Raw genomic sequence first — 25,425 nt, 5'->3', positions numbered from 1 at the left:
AGATCGTCCGGTCGGGGACGGGCAGGCGCCGCGTTCAGTTCCGTACGCCGTTGTACGGGACGTCTTGTGTGCCGTGGAATCAGACCGCCAGGGCGCGGTCCGTCGGGCGGATCGGGGCCGGCAGGGCGCTGGCTCCGGTCAGGAAGCGGTCCACGCCGCGCGCCGCGGAGCGGCCCTCGGCGATGGCCCACACGATGAGGGACTGGCCGCGGCCCGCGTCACCGGCGACGAAGACTCCGTCGACGTTGGTGGCGTAGTCCGCGTCGCGCGCGATGTTGCCGCGCTCGTCGAGCTCCAGGCCGAACTGCTGGACCAGGCCGTTGGACTGGTCGGTGCCCGTGAAGCCCATGGCCAGGGTGACCAGCTGGGCGGGGATCCTCCGCTCGGTGCCGGGCTTCTGCGTCGGCTTGCCGTCCTTGAACTCCACCTCGGTCAGGTGCAGGGCCTGGACGTTGCCGACGGTCTGCCCCTCCTCGGGGGCGGAGCCCTCGAAGTGGGTGGTGGAGACGGAGTAGACCCGCTCGCCGCCCTCCTCGTGCGCGGAGGTGACCTTGTAAAGCATCGGGAAGGTCGGCCAGGGCTGGTTGGCGTTCCGGTCCTCGCCCGGCCGGGGCATGATCTCCAGCTGGGTGACGGAGAGCGCGCCTTGGCGGTGGGCGGTGCCGACGCAGTCGGCGCCGGTGTCGCCGCCGCCGATGACGACGACGTGCTTGCCCTCGGCGGTGATCGGGGAGACCGTCAGGTCGCCCTCCTGCACCTTGTTGGCGAGCGGCAGGTACTCCATGGCGAAGTGCACGCCGTTCAGCTCACGGCCCGGGACGGGCAGATCGCGGGAGACGGTGGCGCCGGCGGCGATGACGACCGCGTCGTAGCGGCGGCGGAGCTTGGCGGCGTCGATGTCCTTGCCGATCTCCGTCTCCGTACGGAACTTGGTGCCTTCCGCACGCATCTGCTCGATGCGGCGGTTGATGTGCGACTTCTCCATCTTGAACTCGGGGATGCCGTACCGGAGGAGGCCCCCGATGCGGTCCGCGCGCTCGAAGACGGCGACCGTGTGGCCGGCCCGGGTGAGCTGCTGGGCCGCGGCGAGACCCGCCGGGCCCGAGCCGATGACGGCCACGGTCTTGCCGGAGAGCCGCTCGGGCGGCTGCGGGGTGACGTCGCCGTTGTCCCACGCCTTGTCGATGACGGAGACTTCGACGTTCTTGATGGTGACGGCCGGCTGGTTGATGCCGAGTACGCACGCCGACTCGCAGGGGGCCGGGCAGAGCCGCCCGGTGAACTCCGGGAAGTTGTTCGTGGCGTGCAGGCGCTCGGACGCGGCCGTCCAGTCCTCGCGGTAGGCGTAGTCGTTCCACTCGGGGATGAGGTTTCCGAGCGGGCAGCCGTTGTGGCAGAACGGGATGCCGCAGTCCATGCAGCGGCCCGCCTGCTTGCTGATGATCGGGAGCAGCGAGCCCGGAACGTAGACCTCGTTCCAGTCCTTGACGCGCTCGCCGACGGGGCGGGTCTCGGCGACCTCGCGCCCGGTGGTCAGGAAGCCCTTGGGGTCAGCCATGGGTCGCCGCCTCCATCATCTTCTCGGTGGTCTCCTGTTCGGAGAGACCGGCGAGCTCAGCGGCGTCCTTGGCGGCGAGCACTGCCTTGTACGTGGACGGGATGATCTTGCTGAAGCGGGAGACACCGCCGTCGGCACTGTCCCACTCGGCAAGCAGCTTCTCGGCGACCGTGGAGCCGGTCTCCTCCTGGTGGCGGCGCACCACGTCGTGCAGCCACTGCCGGTCGGTGCCGGAGAGTTCCTCGATCGCGCCGAGGTTGCCGACGTTGACGTTGTCGCGGTCCAGGTCGACGACGTACGCGACGCCGCCCGACATGCCCGCGGCGAAGTTGCGTCCGGTCTCGCCGAGCACGACCGCGTGACCGCCGGTCATGTACTCGCAGCCGTGGTCGCCCACGCCTTCCGAGACGACCGTCGCGCCGGAGTTGCGGACGCAGAACCGCTCACCGGTCCGGCCGCGCAGGAACAGTTCGCCGCCGGTGGCGCCGTAGGCGATGGTGTTGCCCGCGATGGTGGAGTACTCGGCGAGGTGGTCGGCACCGCGGTCCGGGCGGACAATGACGCGGCCGCCGGAGAGGCCCTTGCCGACGTAGTCGTTGGCGTCGCCCTCCAGCCGCAGCGTCACCCCGCTGGGTACGAACGCGCCGAAGGACTGGCCGGCGGAGCCGGTGAACGTGATGTCGATGGTGTCCTGCGGCAGACCCGCGCCGCCGAACTTCTTCGTCACCTCGTGGCCGAGCATGGTGCCGACGGTCCGGTTGATGTTCCGGATCGCGATCTGGGCCCGGACCGGCTGGGCGGCCTCGGCGCTCTCCGCGTTCAGGGCGTCGGCGGCGAGCTCGATCAGCTCGTTGTCGAGGGCCTTGGCGAGACCGTGGTCCTGCTCGACCCGCTGGTGGCGGACGGCGCCCTCGGGCAGCTCGGGGACGTGGAACAGCGGCTCCAGTTCGAGGCCCTGCGCCTTCCAGTGGGTGATCGCACGGTCGGTGTCGAGCAGCTCGGCGTGACCGACGGCCTCCTCGATCGTGCGGAAGCCCAGCTCGGCGAGGAGCTCGCGGACCTCCTGGGCGATGAACTCGAAGAAGTTGACGACGTACTCGGCCTTGCCGGAGAACCTGCTCCGCAGGACCGGGTTCTGGGTGGCGATGCCGACCGGGCAGGTGTCCAGGTGGCAGACGCGCATCATGACGCAGCCGGAGACGACGAGCGGCGCGGTCGCGAAACCGAACTCCTCGGCGCCCAGCAGCGCGGCGATGACGACGTCGCGGCCGGTCTTCAGCTGGCCGTCGGTCTGCACGACGATGCGGTCGCGCAGGCCGTTGAGCAGCAGGGTCTGCTGGGTCTCGGCGAGGCCGAGCTCCCAGGGGCCGCCCGCGTGCTTCAGCGAGGTGAGCGGGGAGGCACCCGTTCCGCCGTCGTGGCCGGAGATCAGGACGACGTCCGCGTGCGCCTTGGAGACACCCGCGGCGACCGTGCCGACACCGACCTCGGAGACCAGCTTCACGTGGATGCGGGCCGCCGGGTTGGCGTTCTTGAGGTCGTGGATCAGCTGAGCCAGGTCCTCGATGGAGTAGATGTCGTGGTGCGGCGGCGGCGAGATCAGGCCGACACCCGGGGTGGAGTGCCGGGTCTTGGCGACCCACGGGTAGACCTTGTGGCCGGGCAGCTGGCCGCCCTCGCCGGGCTTGGCGCCCTGCGCCATCTTGATCTGGATGTCGTCCGCGTTGACCAGGTACTCGCTGGTCACTCCGAAGCGGCCGGAGGCGACCTGCTTGATGGCCGAGCGGCGCACCGGGTCGTGGAGCCGGTCGGCGTCCTCGCCGCCCTCACCGGTGTTGGACTTGCCGCCCAGCTGGTTCATGGCGATGGCGAGGGTCTCGTGCGCCTCGCGGGAGATGGAGCCGTACGACATGGCGCCGGTGGAGAACCGCTTGACGATGTCGGAGACGGACTCGACCTCGTCGAGCGGGATCGCCTCGCGGTCGCTCCTGAAGCCGAACAGACCACGGAGCGTCATCAGGCGCTCGGACTGCTCGTTCACCCGGTCGGTGTACTTCTTGAAGATGTCGTAGCGCTTGTTGCGCGTGGCGTGCTGGAGGCGGAAGACCGTCTCCGGGTCGAAGAGGTGCGGTTCGCCCTCGCGGCGCCACTGGTACTCGCCGCCGATCTCCAGCGCGCGGTGCGAGGCCGAGATGCCGGACGCCGGGTAGCCCTTGGCGTGGCGGGCGGCCACTTCCCGGGCGATGACGTCGAGGCCCGCGCCGCCGATCTTGGTGGCCGTGCCGTTGAAGTACTTCTCGACGAAGCCCTCGTCCAGGCCGACGGCCTCGAAGACCTGGGCGCCGCGGTAGGAGGCGACCGTCGAGATGCCCATCTTGGACATGACCTTGAGGACGCCCTTGCCGAGCGCGTAGATCAGGTTCCGGATGGCCTGCTCGGCCTCGATGCCCTCGATGAACGTGCCGGCGCGGACCAGGTCCTCGACGGACTCCATCGCCAGGTACGGGTTGACCGCGGCGGCGCCGTAGCCGATCAGCAGCGCGACGTGGTGGACCTCGCGGACGTCTCCGGCCTCGACCAGCAGCCCCACCTGGGTGCGCTGCTTGGTGCGGATGAGGTGGTGGTGGACGGCGGAGGTGAGCAGCAGCGACGGGATCGGGGCGTGCTCGGCGTCGGAGTGGCGGTCGGACAGGACGACGAGGCGGGCGCCGTCCTCGATGGCGGCGTCGACCTCGGCGCGGATCTGCTCGATCCGCTCCGCGAGGGCGTCGTCGCCGCCGCCGACCCGGTAGAGCCCGGAGAGCGTGGCGGCCTTCATGCCCGGCATGTCGCCGTCGGCATTGATGTGTATCAGCTTGGCCAGCTCGTCGTTGTCGATCACCGGGAACGGCAGCGTGACGCTGCGGCACGACGCGGCGGTCGGCTCCAGCAGGTTGCCCTGCGGGCCGAGCGTGGAGCGCAGCGAGGTGACGAGCTCCTCGCGGATGGCGTCCAGCGGCGGGTTGGTGACCTGCGCGAACAGCTGGGTGAAGTAGTCGAAGAGCAGCCGGGGGCGCTCGGACAGGGCGGCGATCGGCGAGTCCGTGCCCATGGAGCCGAGCGGCTCGCCGGCGGTGCGGGCCATCGGCGCGAGGATGACGCGGAGCTCTTCCTCGGTGTAGCCGAAGGTCTGCTGGCGGCGGGTGACGGAGGCGTGCGTGTGCACGATGTGCTCCCGCTCGGGGAGGTCCTCCAGCTCGATCTCGCCGGTCTCCAGCCACTCCTCGTACGGCTGCTCGGCGGCGAGGGCGGCCTTGATCTCGTCGTCCTCGATGATGCGGTGCTCGGCGGTGTCGACCAGGAACATCCGGCCGGGCTGGAGGCGGCCCTTGCGGACGACCTTCGCGGGGTCGATGTCCAGGACACCGACCTCGGAGGAGAGCACGACGAGGCCGTCGTCGGTGACCCAGTAGCGGCCGGGGCGCAGACCGTTGCGGTCCAGGACCGCGCCGACCTGGGTGCCGTCGGTGAAGGTGACGCAGGCCGGGCCGTCCCAGGGCTCCATCATCGTGGAGTGGTACTGGTAGAAGGCGCGGCGGGCCGGGTCCATGGAGGCGTGGTTCTCCCACGCCTCGGGGACCATCATCAGCACCGAGTGGGGCAGCGAGCGGCCGCCGAGGTGGAGCAGCTCCAGGACCTCGTCGAAGGAGGCCGAGTCGGAGGCGTCCGGGGTGCAGACGGGGAAGATCCGGTCCAGCCGCTCCGTACCGCCGTGTCCGTTGCCGGCGGAGCCGAACGCGCTGGAGGCGAGCTGGGACTCGCGGGCCTTCATCCAGTTGCGGTTGCCCTTGACCGTGTTGATCTCGCCGTTGTGCGCGACGAAGCGGTACGGGTGGGCGAGCGGCCAGCTCGGGAAGGTGTTCGTGGAGAAGCGCGAGTGGACCAGGGCGACGGCGGTGGCGAAGCGGCGGTCGGAGAGGTCCGGGAAGAACGGCTCCAGCTGCCCCGTGGTGAGCATGCCCTTGTAGACGATCGTGCGGGCGGAGAGCGAGGAAAAGTACACCCCGGCCTCCCGCTCGGCGCGCTTGCGGAGCACGAAGGCCTTGCGGTCGAGCGCGATGCCGGTGCTCTCGCCGTCCGCGACGAAGAGCTGGCGGAACTCGGGCATGGTGGCGCGGGCGCCGTTGCCGAGGATGTCCGGGGTGACCGGGACCCGGCGCCAGCCGAGGACCTCAAGGCCCTCCTCGGTGGAGATCTTCTCCAGCTTCCCGACGGCCTCGGCGGAGTCGTCCGCGGGCAGGAAGGCGATTCCGACGGCGTAGGCACCGGCTTCGGGCAGGTCGAAGGCGACCTCGTCGCGGAGGAAGGCGTCCGGCACCTGGAGGAGGATTCCGGCGCCGTCGCCGGAGTCGGGCTCCGATCCGGTGGCACCGCGGTGTTCGAGGTTGCGCAGTACGGTCAGCGCCTGCTCGACCAGCTCATGGCTGGCCACACCGGTCAGAGTGGCCACGAACCCGACACCGCAGGCGTCGTGCTCGTTGCGGGGGTCGTACATCCCCTGCTGGGCGGGGCGACCGTCCATGGGCGACCAGGCGTCGGTACGCATCGGCTCTCCCGTCGTCGTCGTGGCATGTTCAGTGCCGAGGGACGACGTTGGCCCTCTGCGAAATTCTACGTGGATTACATGATGGGGCGCTTCTCAAAAAGCGGATAGTCCGTTCCAACATGCGGACACCGTGCGAAGCGGTGAGGGTGGGTCGCAGTCGGAGGATGGGCGCCCCGGGACCGCAGAGAGCAGGCGTCGTTGCCCGCGGTGTCTACGCCTCATGCCCGGCGGCAGAGGAAATGAAACCGCCGGATAATGGCTACTTATGTGCAGCTCCGTATAGAGACTCATTTTACGTGCGGGGATGCCGTTCCGCCCAGAGGCGGTCGCCAGGACGTACATCACACGAATGGCGGACAGGCCGGGGAAGCGGTGCTCCGCCCGGCCCGTCAGGAGCTGTCCGGGGGCAGCCCTCAGTTTCCGACCGCCACACCGAACAGCGTGCCCAGCCCGTAGGTGATCGCCGCGGCGGCCCCGCCCAGCAGCAGCTGCCGCAGCCCGCTGTACAGCCAGCTGCGCGCCGTCACCCTGGCCACCACGGCACCGCAGGCGAACAGCCCGACCAGCGCGAGCAGCACGGCCGGCCACAGCGCACTCGCACCGAGCAGAAACGGGAGTACGGGCAGCAGGGCCCCCAGCGCGAACGCGCCGAACGACGACACGGCGGCGACGAGCGGCGAGGGCAGGTCGCCCGGGTCGATCCCGAGCTCCTCGCGGGCGTGGATCTCCAGCGCCTGCTCCGGGTCGCGCGACAGCTGCCGTGCGACCTCGCGGGCGAGGCCGGGCTCGACCCCGCGGGACTCGTAGAGCGCGGCGAGCTCCCGCTCCTCGTCCTTGGGGTGCTTGCGCAACTCGCGCCGCTCGACGTCGAGTTCGGCTTCGACGAGCTCGCGCTGCGAGGCGACCGAGGTGTATTCGCCGGCCGCCATGGAGAACGCACCGGCGGCCAGGCCCGCCAGTCCGGTGATCACGATCGTCTGCTGGGAGACCGAACCACCCGCGACGCCGGTCATCAGCGCGAGGTTGGAGACCAGCCCGTCCATGGCGCCGAACACCGCCGGGCGCAGCCAGCCGCCGTTCACATCGCGGTGGGTGTGGTTGTCGCGGTGCGCCTCGTGCAGTACGGCGTCGGTCTCGATGATGGACACAGCTCTCCCCTTCTCCGGCAGCGGGTTTCACGCGCTCCGCCCCCGCTCAACACCATCGAAAGTACGCACGAAAAAGGGCCCCCGCCAGCAAGGCAGGCCGTACTTACCCGCCCCTGCGACCAGGTGAGTACGGCCTTACCCGGCACATCCGGGCCGTCGTCCGGACCGTCATCCGAGCCGTCGTCCGAGCCGTCGTCCGGACCGTCATCCGGACCTCGTCCGAGCCGTCGTCCGGGCCGTCATCCGACTGGCCCTTTTGTTGTGATGATCGGCCTCTGTCGTAGCTCCGCGTGGGACAGATCGAGGAGGCAGGAGAACTGGCTCGGCGCGAGCGAAGGGTCGACGCGATGGAGTTGATCGCAGGAAATCAGGCAGAGCCGCGGACAGGCGGTACGGCAGCGGTTGGAGACGGCGCACCGGCGGCGGGCGGCGGCGCGGACCGGAGCGAGGCGCCCCGGGGGGACCTGGGCGACCGGGCCAGGGGGTCCCTGCTCGGTCTCGCGGTCGGTGACGCGCTGGGCGCACCGGCGGAGAACCTGCGGCCGTCCGAGATCCGTCGCCGCTGGGGCCGGATCGAAGGCTTCGTGAGCGACGACCCGGCGGGCACGGACGACACGGAGTACGCGATCTTCTCCGGGCTGCTGCTCGCCCGGCACGGTTCGGCGCTCACCGTCACCCAGGTGGAGCGGGCCTGGCATCTGTGGATCGCCGATCTGGACGAGGGGCCGTTCCGCGGTGCCGGGTTCAGCGAGCGGGGCACGCTGGAGAATCTGCGCCGGGGCCTCGCCGCCCCGATCTCCGCCCAGCACCGGCATGCCTGGAGCGACGGCCTGGCGATGCGGGCGGCACCGTTCGGCGTCTTCGCGGCGGGCCGGCCGTACGAGGCGGCACGCCTGGTCGCGGTGGACGGGCGGGTCAGCCATGACGGGGAGGGCATCTACGGCGGTCAGGCGGTGGCGGCCGGGGTGGCCGCCGCGATGGTGGGGTCCGGGGTCACGTCGGTGATCGCCGCCGCGCTGTCCGTCGTCCCCATGGACTCCTGGACGGCGCGCTCGCTGCGGCGCGCGGTGGCGGCCGCGCAGCGCACGTACCCCGACCGGCTGACCATGGAGCGCGCGGTGCGTTCCGCGGTGGTCGTCGGCGGCTACCCGTGGACGGATCTGGCGCCGGAGGCGGTCGGCCTGGCGTTCGGCGCGTTCGCGGCGGCGCGCGGCGACTTCCGTACGGCGGTGCTGACCGCGGTCAACATGGGCCGCGACGCGGACACCACGGCCGCGGTGGCGGGGGCCCTGGCCGGCGCCCTGCACGGGGCGTCCGCGATCCCGCGCACCTGGGGGGAGGCGATCGGCCCGGTCCGGGGCAGCTGCCTGCCGTCGATGCGGGGCTACCACGTCCTGGACATCGCGGAATTGCTCACGCCGGACGAGGCGGACGAGGCCTGCGCGGGGCCGGGTGCGGGGGCGGGGGCGGGTGCAGGGCCAGGGCCAGGGCCGAGTGCGGGTGCAGGGCCGGGTGCGAGGCCAGGGCCGGGTGCGAGGCCAGGGCCGGGTGCGAGGCCAGGGCCGGGTGCGACGGGCGAAGCCCGTAGGCCGCAGGGCGCCCCGCCCGCGGCCGACGACGGGGACCGGTCCCGGCACCAGGCGCGTACGGACGCCGGACCGGACCGGACCGGCGCGGGGCCGGACCCCGCCCCCCGCGCCGCCGTCTCCCCCGCCGCCGCCCGGCTCCGCACCCGTCCCGCGCCGGGGCATCGGGCCCGGATCGAGGGGCTGTTGCTCGGGCTCGCCGCCGGGGACGCCGCCGGGTGGCCGGCCGCGCGGCACCGGGCCACCCGGATGCCCGAGTGGACCCGGCGCCTCACCCGGGAGCTCGACACCTTCGCCGAGCAGAACGCCACGACCACGCTGCCCGTCCCGATCGCACTCAACCAGCCGCCCGAACCCCTGCGGCTCGGGCCCTCCGACGACGCCGAATGGGCGGCGTTCGCCGCCGGGACGGTGCTCGCCTCGGCGGCCGGTCCGCTGCACGGGCTGTCCCCCGAACGCCGCATGCGGGCCGCCATCGACGCCGCCTGGAACGCGCTGGCGGCCGAGGTCGCCGCGGCCTCCGCCCGCGCCCCCGAGATCGAGTCCGCGGTGCTCCCCCTGCGCGCCCGGATCTCGGTGCGGGCCGGGCTCGGCAACCTGGCCGCCGGGCTGCGCCCGCCCGCCACCGGGCACGACAACCCGCACTACTTCGACGACGCGGCCTGCGTACGGGCCGCCGTGCTCGCCGTCGCCCACCCCGCCGACCCCGCCGCGGCCGCCGACCTCGCGGAGTTCGACGCCCGCTACACCCAGGACGGCGACGGCGTGCACGGCGCACGGGCGATGGCGTCCGCGATCGCCGAGGCGCTGGGCGGCGCGGACGTGGACACCGCGGTGAACGCCGCCCTCGCCCAGCTCCCCGACGGCACGGAGATCGCCCGCAACGCCGCCCACGCCGTCCGGATCGCCCGCGACTTCGTCGGTGAGGCGGCGGGTGCGTTCGCCCTCGTCCCGGTGCTGGAGCATCAGATCGTCGACCACGTCTACAGCTACGGAATCGCGGCCGCCGAGACCGTCCCGGTCGCCCTCGCGCTGGCCACGGCGGCGCGCGGGCAGATCGCCCAGGCCGTTCCCGCGGCGGCGTGCCTGTCCCGGGTGGCCGACTCGGCGCCCGCCCTGGCCGGTGCGCTGACCGGTGCGCTCGGCGGCGCCGGCGCCGTCCCGAACGGCTGGCGCGAGGCCTGCCGCACCCTGGCCGGGTGCGCGCTCCCCCGCCTCGCGGGGACCGATCTCATCGAACTCGCCGGGCTGCTGGCAGACACGGAACCGAAGCCCCCTGGTGGACAATTCGGACATGACATTCACAGCGCCCCTGCGCTCCGAGGCGAGGGCCACGGCACTCGCGCTCGATGAACGGATCACCGGAGCACTCGTCGGCGCGGCGGTCGGCGACGCGCTCGGCGGTCCGGTCGAGGGCCGGTCCCCCGAGCAGATCACGGCCCGCCACGGCGGGCGGATCAGCGGCATCGTCGGCCCGTGGGACGGCGACGACTGGCGTACCGCCCGCCCCATCGCCCCGTACCACAAGGGCGACGGCCACGTCACCGACGACACCTTGATGACCCATGCGCTGGTACGCGTGTACGGGGCGGTGCGCGACCATCTCGACGCGTACGCGGTCGCCGGACACCTGGTGCCCGAGCTGATCTCGACCCCGCGCTGGATCCCGGAGCTGGAGGCGGACGCACTGCCGCTCCAGCGCGTCTTCCTCGCCGAGAAGTGGATCGTCGCGCGGCTGCACTACGGCCACGTCGACCCGCGCGAGGCGGGTTCCGGAAACATCGTCAACTGCGGGGCGGCGATGTACATGGCACCCGTCGGCCTGGTCAACGCCGCCCACCCGCATGCCGCCTACGCGGAGGCGCTGGACGTCGCCGGCGCCCACCAGTCCTCGTACGGCAGGGAGGCGGCCGGAGTCTTCGCCGCGGCCGTCGCCGCCGCCTGCGCCCCGGACGCGACGCCCGCCGGCGTCGTCGACACCTGTCTGTCGCTCGCCAAGGACGGCACCCGGTCCGCGATCGAGGCGGTGTGCGAAGTGGCCGCCCGGTACGGCGACTTCGAGTCGGCGCTGGCCCCGCTGCGTACCGCCGTCGCCCCCTTCGACACCGTCGGCCCCGACTACCGCTCCCCCTCGCTCGGCGCCCGCCGGCCGTCCCGGCTGCACGCCATCGAGGAACTCCCGATCGCGCTCGGCATGCTGCTCGTCGCGGACGGCGACTACCGGCACACGGTCCTCGGCTCGGTCAACTACGGCCGGGACTGCGACTCGATCGCCACCATGAGCGGCGCGATCGCGGGCGCGCTCCACGGCGAACGGCCGATCCCCGCCACCTGGGTGAACACGGTCGGCGAGGCAAGCCGGCTCGATCTGCACGCCCCCGCGCGGACGCTGGCGGACGTCGCCCGCGAGGTGTTCGCACGGGACACGGCCCGGCGCCGCGCACACGAGTCGGCGTTCACCGCGCTGGCGGGCACACCATGACGGTACGGGTGACCTGGGTGCAGCCCGAGGACCTGGTCGGGCACGAGCTGCGCCAGGCGGCCGAGGACGGCCGGGACGCGCGGGCGATCGCGCGCCGGTGGTACGAGGCGGGCGGCGCCCCCGCACCGGAGCGCGCGGGCGCGTCGACCGCTCCGGCACCCGAGCTGCGCGCCCTCGCCGAACGGCTGCTGGACGAACTCGCCCTGCTGGACTCGCCGTTGGACGGCGACGAGCCGACGGACCTGCCCGCGATCCGGGCCGCCTGCCCCGACTGGCCCGCCCCCCGCACGGACCTGCCCGCGGTGAGCCACGACCGGCTGCACGCCGCCTGGCTGGGCCGGGCCGCCGGCTGCCTGCTCGGCAAGCCCGTCGAGAAACTTCCGCTGGCCGGCATCCGCGCACTGGCCCGCGCCACCGGGAACTGGCCGCTCACCACCTGGTTCACCGCCAAGGGGCTGCCCGCCGAGCTGGCCGCCACCTACCCCTGGAACCGCCGCTCCGCGTCCACCTCCCTGGCCGAGAACATCGACGGCATGCCGGAGGACGACGACCTCAACCACCCTCTGCTCACGGTGCTGTTGCTCCAGCGGCACGGCCCGTCCTTCACCACCGCCGACCTCGCCCGGCTCTGGCTCGACGAGCTTCCGGCGGGCCGGACGTTCACCGCCGAGCGGATCGCGTACCGCAATCTGCTCGACGGCATCGAGCCCCCGCACACCGCCCGGTACCGCAACCCGTTCCGGGAGTGGATCGGTGCGCAGATCCGGGCCGACGTGCATGGCTGGACGCATCCCGGTGACCCGTCGGCCGCGGCGGAGCAGGCGCATCGGGACGCCGTCCTCACCCATACCGCCAACGGGGTGTACGGGGCGATGTTCACCGCCGCGGCGCTCGCCGAGGCGGCCGGCGGCGAAACCGGTGTACACGGCTGCCTGGCCGCCGGGCTGCGCGTCGTACCGCCTCGTTCCCGGTTCGCGCACGCGGTGCGATTCGGTGTCGCGGCGGCCCGCGGCCACGGCGATTTCGACGCCGTGGCCGACCGGCTGCACGCCGAGTACGGCGGCCACCACTGGGTCCATGTGCTGCCCAATGCCACACTGCTCGCCGCCGCCCTGACCCACGCCGACGGCGACTTCTCCGGCTCCGTCTGCCGTGCGGTGTCGGGTGGCTGGGACACCGACTCCAACGGCGCGACCGCCGGTTCGCTCGCCGGCCTGCTGGCCGGCAGCCCCGGCGCGCTGCCCGACCGCTGGACCGCCCCGCTGAAGAACCGCCTGGCCACGTCCGTGCCCGGCTTCGACTCCATCGGCTTCGACGCACTCGCCGAACAGACCCACCGGCTCACCCATGAGGAGGCACTCCGCCCATGACCGGCATCGCGGTGCTCGGCAGCACCCATATGGACCTTGTCGCATACACCGCACGGGCCCCGGAACTCGGAGAGACCGTCACCGGGCGGGAGTTCCGCACCGTGCCCGGCGGCAAGGGCGCCAACCAGGCGGTGGCCGCCGCCCGTGCGGGCGGCGAGGTGACCATGATCGGCGCGGTCGGCGACGACGCGTACGGCACCCTGCTGCGGTTCACCCTGGAGCACGCGGGCGTCGACACCGATCTGCTGCACACCGCCGAAGGCCCCAGCGGCACCGCGCACATCGTCGTGGACGACATGGGCTCCAACTCCATCGTGGTGATCCCCGGCGCCAATGGCACCGTCACCGCGCTCGGCCCCGGCGAAATGGCCGCCATCGCCGGCGCCGATCTGCTGCTCCTCCAGCTGGAGCTGCCGCTGTCCGCCGTGGCGGAGGGCGCGCGCGTGGCCCACGCCCAGGGCGTACGGACCATCCTCACCCCGTCCCCCGTGCAGCCGCTGCCCGCCGAGCTCCTCGACTGCGTCGACCTGCTGATCCCCAACGAGCACGAGGCGGCCGCGCTCACCGGCGCCTCGGATCCCCGTGCGGCGGCGCAGATCCTGCTCAGCCAGGTCCCGGCCGTCGTCCTCACACTCGGCCCGAAGGGCTGCCTGTACGCGGCCCGGGGCGGCGAACCCGTCCTCTTCCCCGCCCCCGAGGTCACCGCCGTCGACACCACCGGGGCCGGGGACACCTTCGTCGGCACGCTGGCCGTGGCGCTCGGCGAGCGGCGGCCCGTTCCCGAGTCACTGGCCTGGGCCTCGTCCGCCGCCGCGCTCTGTGTGCAGAGGCCGGGCGCCTCGGCCTCCATGCCGTACCGCGGCGAGATCGACGCCGCATGAACGCGCCCGCGCAGGCACCCCTGACCGGACTACGGGTCATCGACCTCGCCACGCTCTTCGCGGGCCCCCTCTCCGCCACCATGCTCGGCGACTTCGGTGCGGAGGTGATCAAGGTGGAGCATCCGCGCAGGCCCGATCCGTCGCGCGGGCACGGCCCGACGAAGGACGGTGTCGGCCTGTGGTGGAAGCTGCTCGGCCGCAACAAGCGCAATCTGACCCTCGATCTGTCCAGCCCCGGCGGCCGCGACATCCTGCTCCGGCTGGCCGCCGGGACCGATGTGATCATCGAGAACTTCCGGCCCGGGACGCTGGAGCGCTGGGGCCTGGGCTGGGATGAGCTGCACGCGGTCAATCCGCGGCTGGTGCTGGCCAGGGTCACCGGCTTCGGCCAGTTCGGCCCGTACGCGCACCGCCCCGGCTTCGGCACCCTGGCCGAGGCGATGAGCGGGTTCGCCGCGATCACCGGGGAACCGGACGGACCGCCCACGCTCCCGCCGTTCGGGCTCGCCGACTCGATCGCGGCGCTGGCCACCGCGTACGCCGTGATGGCCGCTCTCGCCGGACGCGACAGGACCGGGGAGGGGCAGATCGTCGACATGGCGATCATCGAGCCGATCCTGACGGTGCTGGGGCCGCAGCCCGTCTGGTACGACCAGCTCGGTTACGTGCAGCCGCGCACCGGCAACCGCTCCCGCAACAACGCGCCGCGCAACACGTACCGCACCTCCGACGGGCACTGGGTCGCGGTCTCCACCTCCGCCCAGTCGATCGCCGAGCGGGTGATGCGCCTGGTCGGCCGGCCCGAGCTGATCGACGAACCCTGGTTCGGCTCCGGCACCACCCGCGCCGAGCACGCCGACGAACTCGACGGGGCGGTCGGGAACTGGGTCGCCCGGCACACCCGTGAGGAGGCGGTCGCCGCCTTCGAGAAGGCGGAGGCGGCCATCGCGCCGATCCACGGCATCCAGGACGTGATGGAGGACCCGCAGTACCGGGCCCTGGGCTCCATCGCCGAGATCGACGACCCCGAGCTGGGACCGCTGAGAATGCAGAACGTCCTGTTCCGTCTCTCCGGGACACCCGGCGCGATCCGCTGGGCGGGCCGGCCGCACGGCGCGGACACCGAGGAGATCCTGACCGGGCTGGGGCTGTCGGGCCCGGAGATCGCCGCGCTGCGTGCGGAGAACGTCCTGTGACGGCGGCGGTCCCGCTCACCCTGCTCTACGTCCCCGGCGACCGGCCGGAGGTGGTGCGCAAGGCACGCGACGCGGGCGCGGACGTGGTGATCGTCGACCTGGAGGACGCGGTCGCACCGGACCGCAAGGAGTACGCGCGGTCGGCCACCGCCGAGCTCCTGTCCGAACCGGCCGCGGACCCGGCCGTACCGATCCACGTCCGGGTCCACACCGAGGCGGACATCCTCGCCCTGGCCGGGCTGCCGGGCCTCGCCGAACTCCGGCTGCCCAAGATCACACACGCGGCGTCCGTCCATCACATCGCGGCTGTGGCACCGGGGGTCGCACTCTGTCCGCTGCTGGAATCGGCGCTCGGCATCGAGCACGCGTACACCGTCGCCGCCTCCCATCCCCAGGTGCGCTCCATCGCCCTGGGCGAGGCGGACCTCCGGGCGGATCTGGGGCTGCGGGAGGACGCCGGGCTCGACTGGTCGCGCAGTCGGGTCGTGGTCGCCGCCCGCGCGGCCGGAATCGCGCCCCCCACCCAGTCGGTGTTCACGGACGTACGGGACCTGGACGGACTGGCCAGGTCCTGCGCGCACGGCCGGACACTGGGGTTCCTGGGCCGGTCCGCGATCCATCCCCGCCAGCTCCCGGTCATCGAGCGGGCGTTCCGCCCGACGGCACAGGAGGTCGAGGCGGCGGCGGAGATCCTGGAGGCGGCCACGGCGGACGAGGGCGCGCTCGCCCTCCCGGACGGCCGGTTCGTCGACGCGGCGGTAGTGGCCTCGGCCCGCCGCACACTGGCGCTGGCACGGAGGGCCGGGTGACGGTGAGGCGCCGGACGGGGGACGCGGCCGCGGGCCGACACAGAGCGTGGGGCCCCGAACCGTCCGGTTCGGGGCCCCACGCACCAGCGCATACGGCTCAGCCGTTCTTCGCCGCCTCCGCGGTGCCGCTCTTCGCCGCCCCGGTGCCTTCCTTCTCCGGCACCTCCGCGGCGCTGTCCTCGGCCCGCTCGACGCCACCGTCCGCATCCGCGTCGGCGGTCGCGTCCGCGGTCACGTCCGCCGTGGCGGCAGCGTCCTTCTTCGCGTCCTCGGCGCCTTCGGCGTCCGCCTCGTCCTCGGCGGCGCCCGGCTCCACGATCTCCTCGCGCCCCGGCCGCACCTTCGCCGAGATCACCATGTACAGCACCGCCAGCACGAAGACGATCAACGCGGTCCACACATTGAGCCGCAGGCCCAGGATGTGGTGGGCCTCGTCGACCCGCATGTACTCGATCCAGGCCCGCCCGGCGCAGTACGAGGCGACGTACAGCGCGAACGCCCGGCCGTGTCCGAGCTTGAAGCGGCGGTCCGCCCAGATCACCAGCAGGGCGACGCCGACGCACCACAGCGACTCGTACAGAAACGTCGGGTGGTACGTACCGGCGACCCGGTTGGGGCCCTCGCTGATCTTCAGCGCCCACGGCACATCGGTCGGCCTGCCGTACAGCTCCTGGTTGAACCAGTTGCCCCAGCGGCCGCAGGCCTGGGCGAGGGCGATGCCGGGCGCGAGCGCGTCGGCCCAGGCCGGCAGCGGGATGCCGCGGCGGCGGCAGCCGATCCAGGCACCGACGGCGCCGAGGGCGATCGCGCCCCAGATGCCGAGGCCGCCCTGCCAGATCTTGAAGGCGTCGACCCAGTTCTCACCCTCGCTGAAGTACAGCTGGTAGTCGGTGATCACGTGGTAGAGCCGGCCTCCGACGAGGCCGAAGGGCACGGCCCAGACGGCGATGTCGGCAACAGTGCCGGCTCTGCCGCCCCGGGCGATCCAGCGCTTGTTGCCGAACCAGACGGCGACGAAGACACCGATGATGATGCAGAACGCGTAGCCGCGGAGCGGGATCGGGCCGAGATTGATCACGCCGGTCGACGGACTGGGAATGTAGGCAAGGTCCATGGCAAGGTCGACGCTACCTTGCCGGGTGGGGCGTTCGGCAACACACCCGGCAACGTCTGGGTAACGGGCAGGTCATCGGTTCCTCCGGCGTTTCCCCTGCCGGACACCGGTCAGGAGCCCGGCGGCGCCGGGGTGACCGTGCCCGGCTTCTTGCCCTTGTTGGCCTCGGCGACCCACTTCTTCAGGTTCGCCGCGGTGATGGGTTCGGTCCCCTTCTTGGGGAAGATCGGCTCCCCGTTGAGCAGCGCGGTCGGCGTGCCCTGGAATCCGCCCTTCTGGAACGCCGTGTTGGACTTCTTCACCCAGCTGTCGTGCTTGCCGTCGTCCACACAGCTGCGGAAGACGGGGGTGTCGAGCCCCGGGACCTTTCCGGCGAGCTCGACCAGCTTGGCGTTGTCGGCGAAGGCGTCGTCGGACTCCGGCGGCTGGTTGCGGTAGAGGATGTCGTGGTAGGCGGGGAATTTGCCGGCGCCCTGTGCGCAGGCCGCCGCGTTGGCCGCCCGCAGCGAACCGCTGCCGCCGAGATTGCCGTCGATGATCGTGGCGAGGTGGTACTCGACCTTGATCTGTCCGCTGTTCTCCAGCTGGTGGACCGTGTCCCTGAACACGTTCTCGAACTGGGCGCAGACCGGGCAGCGGAAGTCCTCCCAGATGGTGAGCGTCGACGGGGCGTTGTCCGCGCCCACCCGGATGGCCAGGCTGTCCTTGCCGGTCGCGCCGGACGGTGCGACGACGGGACCGGCCGTCTTGCTCTTGCCGCCCTTGCCGCCTGTGTTCGCGGCGATCACGCCGACGACGGCGGCCAGTGCCAGCACACCCACCACGGCGCTGCTGACGATCAGCGTGCGCCTGCGGCGCTCGTGCGCCTTGTCGCGCTCACGCCGCTGGACGAGCCGGTCTCGCGCGGCCCTTTTTCCCTGTTCGTTCTTCTCGCTCACACCCGCAGCAACGACCCGGGGAGGCACGTGCGTGCCTCCCCGGGACCAGGTCCACCCGTTCGGGTGACGCCCGATTCAGCGCTTTCGAACGCCTTCGGCGAGTTCGCCCGCCAGGGAGCGGACCGCCGCCAGGCCCGCCTCCTCGTCGGGGGCGTCGAGCATGCCCTTGACGAAGGCGGAGCCGACGATCACTCCGTCGGCGAAGCCCGCGACCTCGGCGGCCTGCCGGGCGTTGGAGACCCCGAGGCCGACGCAGACCGGGAGGGACGTGGTGGCGCGGGTGCGCCGGACCAGGTCCTGCGCCTGCTCGCCGACGGACTCACGGGTGCCGGTGACACCCATCAGCGAGGCCGCGTAGACGAAGCCGGAGCCGGCCGCGGTGATGGTGGCGAGGCGCTCGTCCCTGCTGCTCGGCGCGACGACGAAGACGGTCGCGAGACCGTGCTTGCCCGCGTGCTCGCGCCACAGCTCGGACTCCTGGACCGGCAGGTCCGGCAGGATGCACCCGGCGCCGCCGGCCTCGGCGAGCTCGGCCGTGAAGCGCTCGACGCCGTACCGGTCGATCGGGTTCCAGTACGTCATGACGAGGATCGGGACCCCGGTCGCCTCGTACGCCTCACGGACCGTGCGCATCACGTCGGCGATCTTCACACCGCCGCGCAGGGCGATGTCGTCGGCGGTCTGGATGACCGGGCCGTCGAGCACCGGGTCGCTGTGCGGCAGTCCGACCTCGACGATGTCCGCGCCGCCCGCCACGACCGCCTTCACGGCGGCGATCGCGCCGTCGACGGTCGGGAAGCCGGCCGGGAGGTACGCGATGAGCGCGGCCCGGTTCTCCGCCTTCGCCCGGGCGAGGGAGGAACTCAGCAATTCGACGTTGCCGCTCATGTGGTGATCTCCTCTTCCCCGTCGGCCGCGTCGGCCTCGACGATCCCGTCGGCGCCGCCGTACAGCCCGAAGTAGCGGGCCGCCGTGTCCATGTCCTTGTCGCCGCGGCCGGACAGATTGACCACGAGCAGTCCGTCCTTGCCGAGCTCCCGGCCGACCTCCAGGGCTCCGGCCAGCGCGTGGGCGCTCTCGATGGCCGGAATGATCCCCTCGGTGCGGGAGAGGAGGCGCAGCGACTGCATGGCGGCGTCGTCGGTGACCGCGCGGTACTCGCCGCGGCCGACGTCCTTGAGGTACGCGTGCTCCGGGCCGATGCCCGGGTAGTCGAGCCCGGCCGAGATGGAGTACGGCTCGGTGATCTGGCCCTCGTCGTCCTGGAGGACGTAGCTGCGCGAGCCGTGCAGGATGCCGGGCTCGCCCGCGGTCAGGGTCGCCGCGTGTTCGCCGGTCTCCACCCCGTGTCCGGCGGGCTCGCAGCCGATCAGCCGGACGTGGGCGTCCGGGATGAAGGCGTGGAAGAGCCCGATGGCGTTGGAGCCGCCGCCGACGCAGGCGATCGCGGCGTCCGGCAGCCGGCCGGTCCGCTCCAGGATCTGGCGGCGGGCCTCGACGCCGATGACGCGGTGGAAGTCGCGGACCATGGCGGGGAAGGGGTGCGGCCCCGCGACGGTGCCGAAGAGGTAGTGCGTGCGGTCCACGTTGGCGACCCAGTCGCGGAACGCCTCGTTGATGGCGTCCTTCAGGGTCCTGGAGCCGGACTTCACGGCAATGACCTCGGCGCCGAGCATCCGCATCCGCGCCACGTTCAGCGCCTGCCGCTCGGTGTCGATCTCACCCATGTAGATGGTGCATTCGAGGCCGAAGAGCGCGCAGGCGGTCGCGGTGGCGACGCCGTGCTGGCCGGCGCCGGTCTCGGCGATGACCCGTGTCTTGCCCATGCGCTTCGTGAGCAGCGCCTGGCCCAGCACGTTGTTGATCTTGTGCGAGCCGGTGTGGTTCAGGTCCTCGCGCTTGAGGAAGATCCGGGCGCCGCCCGCGTGCTCGGCGAAGCGCGGGACCTCGGTCAGCGCGCTGGGGCGGCCGGTGTAGTTGACCATGAGCTCGTTGAGCTCGGCGGCGAAGGCGGGGTCGGCCTTCGCCTTGTCGTACTCGACGGCGACCTCGTCCACGGCGGCGACGAGCGCCTCCGGGATGAACTTGCCGCCGAAGGCACCGAAGTACCCCTCGGCGCTGGGGATCAGACCCTCCGGGTCCGGGATGAAGAAGTCAGATGACATCCGACGTGCTCCTCGACATTGCAATGGGTGGGTTCACCGTATGCGCCGCGAGCGGAGCGCCGCCCGACCGGTCGGGCGGCGCGGTCGTACGTACGACAGCAGTGGTGCGGGTACGTCGGCCGGGGCTCGCTACAGCGCGGACCCCGTGCGCCATCGCATGCCGTTGACCTGGCCGGGCTCGTCGCCGATCACGTAGCGCACCCGTCGGCCGTGCACGCGCCGGGCCGGGGCGCGGCAGCCGCGATGCCAGAAGGGCGGCGCGCACCGCCTCGCCCGGGGGTGGTGGGAGACGAGCGGGCGCCGCCCGCGTGCCGACGGCACGTACGCGTCCCGGGCCGTCGTACCGGCGGGGCGCAGGCCCGGCCGGAGACGGGACGCGGGACGGTCGGCGGACACGGTCGCGCTCAGCTCCGACCGTGGCGGAGCGCCGGGTGGGCGCCCGCGGCGACCAGGTCGGCGACGGCCGCGCGCGGGTCGCGGCCGGTGACCAGCGATTCGCCCACGAGCACCGCGTCGGCGCCCGCGTTGGCGTACGCGATCAGGTCGTGCGGACCGCGGACGCCGGACTCGGCGACCTTGACGATGTGGTTCGGGATCTCGGGAGCGACGCGCTCGAAGGTGGAGCGGTCGACCTTGAGGTCCTTCAGGTTGCGCGCGTTGACACCGATGATCTTCGCTCCGGCGTCCACGGCGCGCTCCGCCTCCTCCTCGTCGTGCGCCTCGACCAGCGGCGTCAGACCGATGGACTCGGCGCGCTCGATCAGGGAGACCAGGGCCTCCTGGTCGAGGGCCGCGACGATCAGCAGGGCGAGGTCGGCGCCGTGGGCGCGGGCCTCCCAGAGCTGGTACGAGGTGACGATGAAGTCCTTGCGCAGGACCGGGATGTCGACTTTGGCACGGACGGCCTCCAGGTCGGCGAGCGAGCCGCCGAAGCGGCGCTCCTCCGTGAGGACCGAGATGACGGACGCACCGCCGGCCTCGTAGTCCGCGGCGAGCGCGGCCGGGTCGGCGATCGCGGCAAGGGCCCCCTTGGAGGGGCTTGAGCGCTTGACCTCGCAGATGACGGTCACGCCCTCGCCGCGCAGGACGGCGACTCCGTCCTTGGCCGCCGGAGCGCGCGCCGCGCGTTCCTTCAGCTCGTCGAGGCTGACACGCGCCTGCCGCTCTGCGAGGTCGGCGCGTACGCCGTCGATGATCTCGTCGAGCACACTCACGCGAGCGGCCCCCTTCCGGGACGGTGATGAGGGAACAGGATCAGCCATGTCAATGCTATCCGCAGGAGGCCAAAGGGCCCGAATCCAGTGGGTGAATGTCCCACTACCTGGGCATTCAAGGCGCCAATACCGAGCCGAACGGCAGATTCCGGACGACCGAGAAGACCAGCAGCACCGCCCCGGTCCCCCACCAGACGGCGGGCTTCGCGGCCAGGCTCATGGGCCTTCCCCGGGCGGCGCGGGCCATCCAGACCACCCAGAGGACGGCGAAAATCCCGTAGCCGGCGACGGCGAGCGCGTTGGAGCCGAGGGCGGCGGCGATGTCGCCGTGCGCGACGGCGTGCGCGCTGCGCAGCCCGCCGCAGCCCGGACAGTACAGGCCGGTGAACCGGAGCAGCGGGCAGACCGGGTAGTGGCCCGGTTCGTTGGGGTCGACGGAGCCCACGTAGCCGAAGGCGCCGACGACAGCCGCCATGACGCCCACCGGGACGGCGAGCCGCCGCACGCGCGAGGCGGGGGCGGGAGCCGGCGGGAAGACCGGCGGGTACGGACGGCCGGGCGCCGGCGGGGGGCCGGGGGCGGGCGGTGCGGCGGCTGGAGTAGGCGTTGCGTCCACCCGGTGATTGTCCCCGCTGACGCGGAGAGGCGCAGCCCGGACCGGGCTGCGCCTCGCACGCGTACGGGGTACCGCGTGCGTCAGGAGATCTGGGCCTGCGCGGCAGCGGCCCTGGCACGGGCCATCTCCTCCGACTCCTTCGGCATGCCGAGACCCGCGGCCTTCATCACGAGGCCGACGATCCCGCCGAGGAGGATGACGGCGATACCGGCCCAGAAGCCGATCGGGTTGGCCGCGACCATGAAGACGCCTGCGGCACAGAATCCGATGAAGGAGATGATGACACCGGTCCAGGCGGCCGGGGTGTGTCCGTGGCTGCTGCCCGCCATGAGTTGCTCCTTGTTGGTGATGCGCTGTTGGTATCGCTGTACGCAAAGCTGGTGCCGCTGTTGGTGCCGCTGTGCTGAAAGCTCGGCCTCATTGTCCCGTACGCGCAGGTAGGACGTGAGCTCGGGGGTCATGCCTCGCGCGTCAGGTCCTCGCCGCGGTCCAGGGCCTTCCACAGGTCCTCGGGCCGGTCCGGGTCCGGGGCGGTCCGGGCGGCCTTGCGGGGGCGGGGGGTGCCGTCCCGTTCGTACCGCCCCGACATGGTCGGCCAGAGCTTCCCGTACCGCAGGGCGAGCAGTCCGGCGAGGAGGATCAGCAGGCCGCCGCCCGCGGTGACGTAGGGCCACACGGTGTGGCTGAGGGCCTCGATGGTCGCCGAGGCGTCGCCGGTGGTCCGGGCGGCCTTCTCGTCGAGCGCCGTGCTGTCGGAGGCGCCGAGGTAGGCGCTCAGTCCGGCGCCGAGGCCGCTGAGGGCGAGGAGCCCCGAGACGATCAGCCGCCCGCCGCTGCGGACGGCGAAGACGGCGACGAGGGCGGCCAGGCCGACGATGGCGAGGGCGGCCGGGAGGCCGGTGACGTCCTGGCCGTCGGCGGTCAGCGGCAGGGAGCCGCCGCCGACGGCCGCCCGGCCCTCGGCCCACGTCTGGCCGGAGGCGAGGAGGACGACGGTGGCACCGGCCGCCCCGAGGAGCAGGCCGGCGGCCAGGCTGCGGCGGCTTCCTGCGGCGTCGGACGCGGTTGCCGCTCGGGCACGGGGCTGGGGTACGGGGACAGCACTCACGTACCCCACTATCCCTTACCGCCTCACGCTCCGCGGAGCCGGTTGGCCGTATGCACCGCCCGGAGCACGGCCGCGGCCTTGTTGCGGCACTCGGTGTCCTCGGCCACCGGGTCGGAGTCGGCGACGACACCCGCTCCGGCCTGGACGTACGCCGTGCCGTCGCGGAGCAGGGCGGTGCGGATCGCGATGGCGGTGTCGGAGTCCCCGGCGAAGTCGAGGTAGCCGACGCAGCCTCCGTACAGCCCGCGGCGGGTCGGTTCGAGCTCCTCGATGATCTGCATCGCACGCGGTTTGGGGGCGCCGGAGAGCGTGCCCGCGGGGAAGCACGCGGTGAGGACGTCGAAGGCGGTGCGGCCCTCGGCGACGCGGCCGGTGACGGTGGAGACGATGTGCATCACGTGCGAGTACCGCTCGATCGACATGAAGTCGACGACCTCGACGGTGCCGGGTTCGCAGACCCGTCCCAGGTCGTTGCGGCCGAGGTCCACGAGCATCAGGTGCTCGGCGCGTTCCTTGGGGTCGGCGAGGAGCTCCTCGGCGAGGGCCTGGTCCTCCTGCGGGGTGGCGCCGCGGTGCCTGGTCCCGGCGATCGGGTGGACCATGGCGCGCCCGTCCTCGACCTTGACGAGGGCTTCCGGACTGGAGCCGGCGACGTCGAAGCCGTCGAAGCGGAAGAGGTACATGTACGGCGACGGGTTGGTGGCGCGCAGCACCCGGTAGACGTCCAGCGCGCTCGCCGTGCACGGGGTCTCGAAGCGCTGGGAGGGAACGACCTGGAAGGCCTCGCCGGCCCTGATGCGTTCCTTCACGTCCTCGACGGCGCCCTGGTACGCCTCGCCGCCCCACAGCGCGGTGTACGGGGGGAGCTCGGACGGCGGGAGGACGGCGGGGGCGTTCTCGACGGGGCGCGAGAGGTCCCGCTCCATGGCGTCGAGACGGGCGACGGCGTCCGCGTACGCCTCGTCGACGCCGGTCGCGAGGTCGTTGTGGTTGATCGCGTTGGCGATCAGCAGGACGCTGCCGTCCCAGTGGTCGAGTACGGCCAGGTCCGAGGTGAGCAGCATCGTCAGCTCGGGGAGGTGGAGGTCGTCCTCCACGCTGTCGCCGATCTTCTCCAGGCGGCGCACGATGTCGTAGCCCAGGTAGCCGACCATGCCGCCGGTGAACGGGGGCAGTCCGTCGTCGACGACCAGGTCGTGCGGGGTGTGCAGGGTCTCGATGGTGGCGCGCAGGGCCCGCAGCGGGTCCCCGTCGACGGGGACGCCGACGGGCGGGGTGCCCAGCCAGTGCGCCTGCCCGTCGTGTGTGGTGAGGGTGGCGGCGCTGCGTACCCCGATGAAGGAGTAGCGCGACCAGGTGCGGCCGTTCTCCGCGGATTCGAGGAGGAAGGTCCCGGTGCGCTCGCCCGCGAGTTTGCGGTAGAGGCCGACCGGGGTGTCGCCGTCGGCCAGGAGCCGGCGGCTGACGGGGATGACGCGCCGGTCGACGGCCAGCTTGCGGAAGGTGTCGAGATCCATGGCGGCTGACCCTACTGGGCGAGCGGGAGGACGTCGGCGTCGAAGCAGGTGCGGTCGCCGGTGTGGCAGGCGGCCCCCGTCTGGTCGACCTGGACGAGAACGGTGTCGGCGTCGCAGTCGAGGGCGACGGACTTGACCTGCTGGATGTGGCCCGAGGTGTCGCCCTTGACCCAGTATTCCTGGCGGCTGCGGGACCAGTAGGTGCAGCGGCCGGTGGTGAGGGTGCGGTGCAGCGCCTCGTCGTCCATCCAGCCGAGCATCAGTACCTCGCCGGTGTCGTACTGCTGGGCGATCGCCGGGACGAGGCCGTCGGCGCCGCGCTTGAGGCGGGCGGCGACGGCCGGGTCGAGGTTGCCGGACGGCGGCGGGGTGCTGGACGTGGGCGCGCTGGTCATGTGCCCATTGTGCCGTGGGCGGGGCAGCGGTCCGGTACGGCGTCCACTGGGCGGACCGCGTGCGGCGGTCGTACGCTGGCGACCATGTCGACCCATGCGAAGCGCGAACGACTTCTGCTCGCCGACCTGTTGGAGGCGGCGGGCCCAGAGGCCCCGACCCTGTGCCACGGCTGGACCACCCGGGACCTGGCGGCCCATGTGGTGGTCCGCGAGCGCCGGCCGGACGCGGCGGGAGGGGCCGTGCTGGGGGTGCTCAAGAACCGCCTCGAACGGGTGCAGGCGGAGTACACGGCGAAGCCGTACGAGGAGCTGATCCAGCTGATCCGTACCGGGCCGCCGCGGATGTCCCCGTTCGGCCTCAAGCAGATCGACGAGGCCGCCAACACCGTCGAGTTCTACGTCCACGCGGAGGATGTGCGCCGGGCCCAGCCGGACTGGTCGCGGCGTGAGCTGGACCCGGTCTTCGCCGATGTGCTGTGGTCGCGCGCCGAGAGGACGGCCCGGCTGCTGGGGCGCAAGTCCCCGGTGGGGCTGGTGCTGCGCCGCCCGGACGGCCAGACGGTGGTGGCGCACAAGGGCACCCCGGTGGTGACGGTCACCGGCGAGCCGGGCGAGCTGCTGCTCTTCGTGTTCGGGCGGCAGGACGAGGCGGCGGTGGGCCTCGACGGCGACAAGGAGGCGGTGGCCCGGCTGCACACGGCGGAGCTGGGCATGTAGGGGGCCGGCCGCGCGCACTCCCCGGG

Annotated in this window: 21 protein-coding genes and 1 pseudogene; 8 read left to right on the top strand and 14 right to left on the bottom strand. The window is 72.6% G+C overall.

Annotated features, from left to right (window positions below; all coding sequences use genetic code 11):
* Positions 1-79 precede the first annotated feature (79 nt).
* The 3 genes from ACFVT1_RS21010 to ACFVT1_RS21000 form a co-directional block, all read right to left on the bottom strand.
* Positions 80-1,558: a glutamate synthase subunit beta gene (locus tag ACFVT1_RS21010; RefSeq protein ID WP_389797491.1), complete on the bottom strand. Its 1,479-nt coding sequence runs from the start codon at positions 1,556-1,558 to the stop codon at positions 80-82.
* Positions 1,551-6,143, bottom strand: coding sequence for a glutamate synthase large subunit (gene gltB, locus ACFVT1_RS21005; protein WP_389797489.1), 4,593 nt, complete (start codon positions 6,141-6,143; stop codon positions 1,551-1,553). The genes ACFVT1_RS21010 and gltB overlap by 8 nt, the downstream gene beginning before the upstream one ends.
* Before the next feature lie 413 nt (positions 6,144-6,556).
* Positions 6,557-7,291, bottom strand: a complete 735-nt coding sequence (locus tag ACFVT1_RS21000; RefSeq protein WP_389797486.1) for a VIT1/CCC1 transporter family protein — start codon at positions 7,289-7,291, stop codon at positions 6,557-6,559.
* A gap of 347 nt (positions 7,292-7,638) precedes the next feature.
* Here ACFVT1_RS21000 and ACFVT1_RS20995 point away from each other — a divergent pair.
* The 7 genes and pseudogenes from ACFVT1_RS20995 to ACFVT1_RS20965 form a co-directional block, all read left to right on the top strand.
* A pseudogene (locus ACFVT1_RS20995) lies at positions 7,639-8,745 on the top strand (ADP-ribosylglycohydrolase family protein); the annotation flags it as partial.
* Between the two features lie 306 nt (positions 8,746-9,051).
* Positions 9,052-10,230, top strand: coding sequence for an ADP-ribosylglycohydrolase family protein (locus ACFVT1_RS20990; RefSeq protein ID WP_389797761.1), 1,179 nt, complete (start codon positions 9,052-9,054; stop codon positions 10,228-10,230).
* Entirely contained in the window at positions 10,172-11,359 is a 1,188-nt protein-coding gene (locus ACFVT1_RS20985) for an ADP-ribosylglycohydrolase family protein (protein WP_389797483.1), read from the top strand. Before ACFVT1_RS20990 ends, ACFVT1_RS20985 begins: the two co-directional genes overlap by 59 nt.
* Complete coding sequence (locus tag ACFVT1_RS20980; RefSeq protein WP_389797480.1) at positions 11,356-12,729, top strand: ADP-ribosylglycohydrolase family protein; 1,374 nt, start codon at positions 11,356-11,358, stop codon at positions 12,727-12,729. Before ACFVT1_RS20985 ends, ACFVT1_RS20980 begins: the two co-directional genes overlap by 4 nt.
* Positions 12,726-13,610 (top strand): ribokinase, encoded by an 885-nt coding sequence (rbsK, locus tag ACFVT1_RS20975; protein WP_389797478.1) that lies wholly within the window; start codon positions 12,726-12,728, stop codon positions 13,608-13,610. The genes ACFVT1_RS20980 and rbsK overlap by 4 nt, the downstream gene beginning before the upstream one ends.
* A complete protein-coding gene (locus ACFVT1_RS20970; RefSeq protein ID WP_389797475.1) occupies positions 13,607-14,806 on the top strand; it encodes a CaiB/BaiF CoA transferase family protein in 1,200 nt (399 codons plus the stop codon). The genes rbsK and ACFVT1_RS20970 overlap by 4 nt, the downstream gene beginning before the upstream one ends.
* Positions 14,803-15,615, top strand: a complete 813-nt coding sequence (locus ACFVT1_RS20965; protein ID WP_389797473.1) for an HpcH/HpaI aldolase/citrate lyase family protein — start codon at positions 14,803-14,805, stop codon at positions 15,613-15,615. The genes ACFVT1_RS20970 and ACFVT1_RS20965 overlap by 4 nt, the downstream gene beginning before the upstream one ends.
* A gap of 97 nt (positions 15,616-15,712) precedes the next feature.
* Here ACFVT1_RS20965 and lgt read toward each other — a convergent pair whose 3' ends face one another.
* The 11 genes from lgt to hisI all read right to left on the bottom strand — a co-directional run bounded on the left by lgt (position 15,713) and on the right by hisI (position 24,682).
* Positions 15,713-16,729: a prolipoprotein diacylglyceryl transferase gene (gene lgt, locus ACFVT1_RS20960; RefSeq protein WP_389797470.1), complete on the bottom strand. Its 1,017-nt coding sequence runs from the start codon at positions 16,727-16,729 to the stop codon at positions 15,713-15,715.
* Positions 16,730-16,839: 110 nt separating this feature from the next.
* Complete coding sequence (locus ACFVT1_RS20955) at positions 16,840-17,667, bottom strand: DsbA family protein (RefSeq protein WP_389797467.1); 828 nt, start codon at positions 17,665-17,667, stop codon at positions 16,840-16,842.
* Between the two features lie 75 nt (positions 17,668-17,742).
* Entirely contained in the window at positions 17,743-18,555 is an 813-nt protein-coding gene (gene trpA, locus ACFVT1_RS20950; protein WP_389797465.1) for a tryptophan synthase subunit alpha, read from the bottom strand.
* The gene (gene trpB / locus ACFVT1_RS20945) at positions 18,552-19,832 is read right to left on the bottom strand and encodes a tryptophan synthase subunit beta (protein WP_389797462.1); all 1,281 of its coding nucleotides are present in this window, start codon (positions 19,830-19,832) and stop codon (positions 18,552-18,554) included. The genes trpA and trpB overlap by 4 nt, the downstream gene beginning before the upstream one ends.
* A 129-nt stretch (positions 19,833-19,961) precedes the next feature.
* Complete coding sequence (trpM, locus tag ACFVT1_RS20940) at positions 19,962-20,228, bottom strand: tryptophan biosynthesis modulator TrpM (RefSeq protein WP_389797460.1); 267 nt, start codon at positions 20,226-20,228, stop codon at positions 19,962-19,964.
* An 8-nt stretch (positions 20,229-20,236) separates the two neighbouring features.
* A complete protein-coding gene (gene trpC, locus ACFVT1_RS20935) occupies positions 20,237-21,046 on the bottom strand; it encodes an indole-3-glycerol phosphate synthase TrpC (RefSeq protein ID WP_389797457.1) in 810 nt (269 codons plus the stop codon).
* Between the two features lie 115 nt (positions 21,047-21,161).
* Positions 21,162-21,662, bottom strand: coding sequence for a DUF2752 domain-containing protein (locus ACFVT1_RS20930; protein WP_389797455.1), 501 nt, complete (start codon positions 21,660-21,662; stop codon positions 21,162-21,164).
* Positions 21,663-21,742: 80 nt separating this feature from the next.
* Positions 21,743-21,991 (bottom strand): HGxxPAAW family protein, encoded by a 249-nt coding sequence (locus tag ACFVT1_RS20925; protein WP_389797759.1) that lies wholly within the window; start codon positions 21,989-21,991, stop codon positions 21,743-21,745.
* Between the two features lie 128 nt (positions 21,992-22,119).
* Positions 22,120-22,779, bottom strand: coding sequence for a TIGR02234 family membrane protein (locus tag ACFVT1_RS20920; protein WP_389797453.1), 660 nt, complete (start codon positions 22,777-22,779; stop codon positions 22,120-22,122).
* Positions 22,780-22,793: 14 nt separating this feature from the next.
* Positions 22,794-24,287 (bottom strand): anthranilate synthase component I, encoded by a 1,494-nt coding sequence (locus ACFVT1_RS20915; RefSeq protein WP_389797452.1) that lies wholly within the window; start codon positions 24,285-24,287, stop codon positions 22,794-22,796.
* Positions 24,288-24,298: 11 nt separating this feature from the next.
* Complete coding sequence (gene hisI / locus ACFVT1_RS20910; protein ID WP_389797450.1) at positions 24,299-24,682, bottom strand: phosphoribosyl-AMP cyclohydrolase; 384 nt, start codon at positions 24,680-24,682, stop codon at positions 24,299-24,301.
* A gap of 84 nt (positions 24,683-24,766) precedes the next feature.
* Between hisI and ACFVT1_RS20905 the strand changes: the two genes are divergently transcribed.
* Positions 24,767-25,399, top strand: a complete 633-nt coding sequence (locus tag ACFVT1_RS20905) for a TIGR03085 family metal-binding protein (protein WP_389797448.1) — start codon at positions 24,767-24,769, stop codon at positions 25,397-25,399.
* Positions 25,400-25,425 lie beyond the last annotated feature (26 nt).

Source organism: Streptomyces sp. NPDC057963, from assembly GCF_042887155.1.
GTDB lineage: Bacteria > Actinomycetota > Actinomycetes > Streptomycetales > Streptomycetaceae > Streptomyces.
The sequence above is the reverse complement of the archived record's forward strand: the minus strand, read 5'-3'. Positions and strand labels throughout refer to the sequence as shown.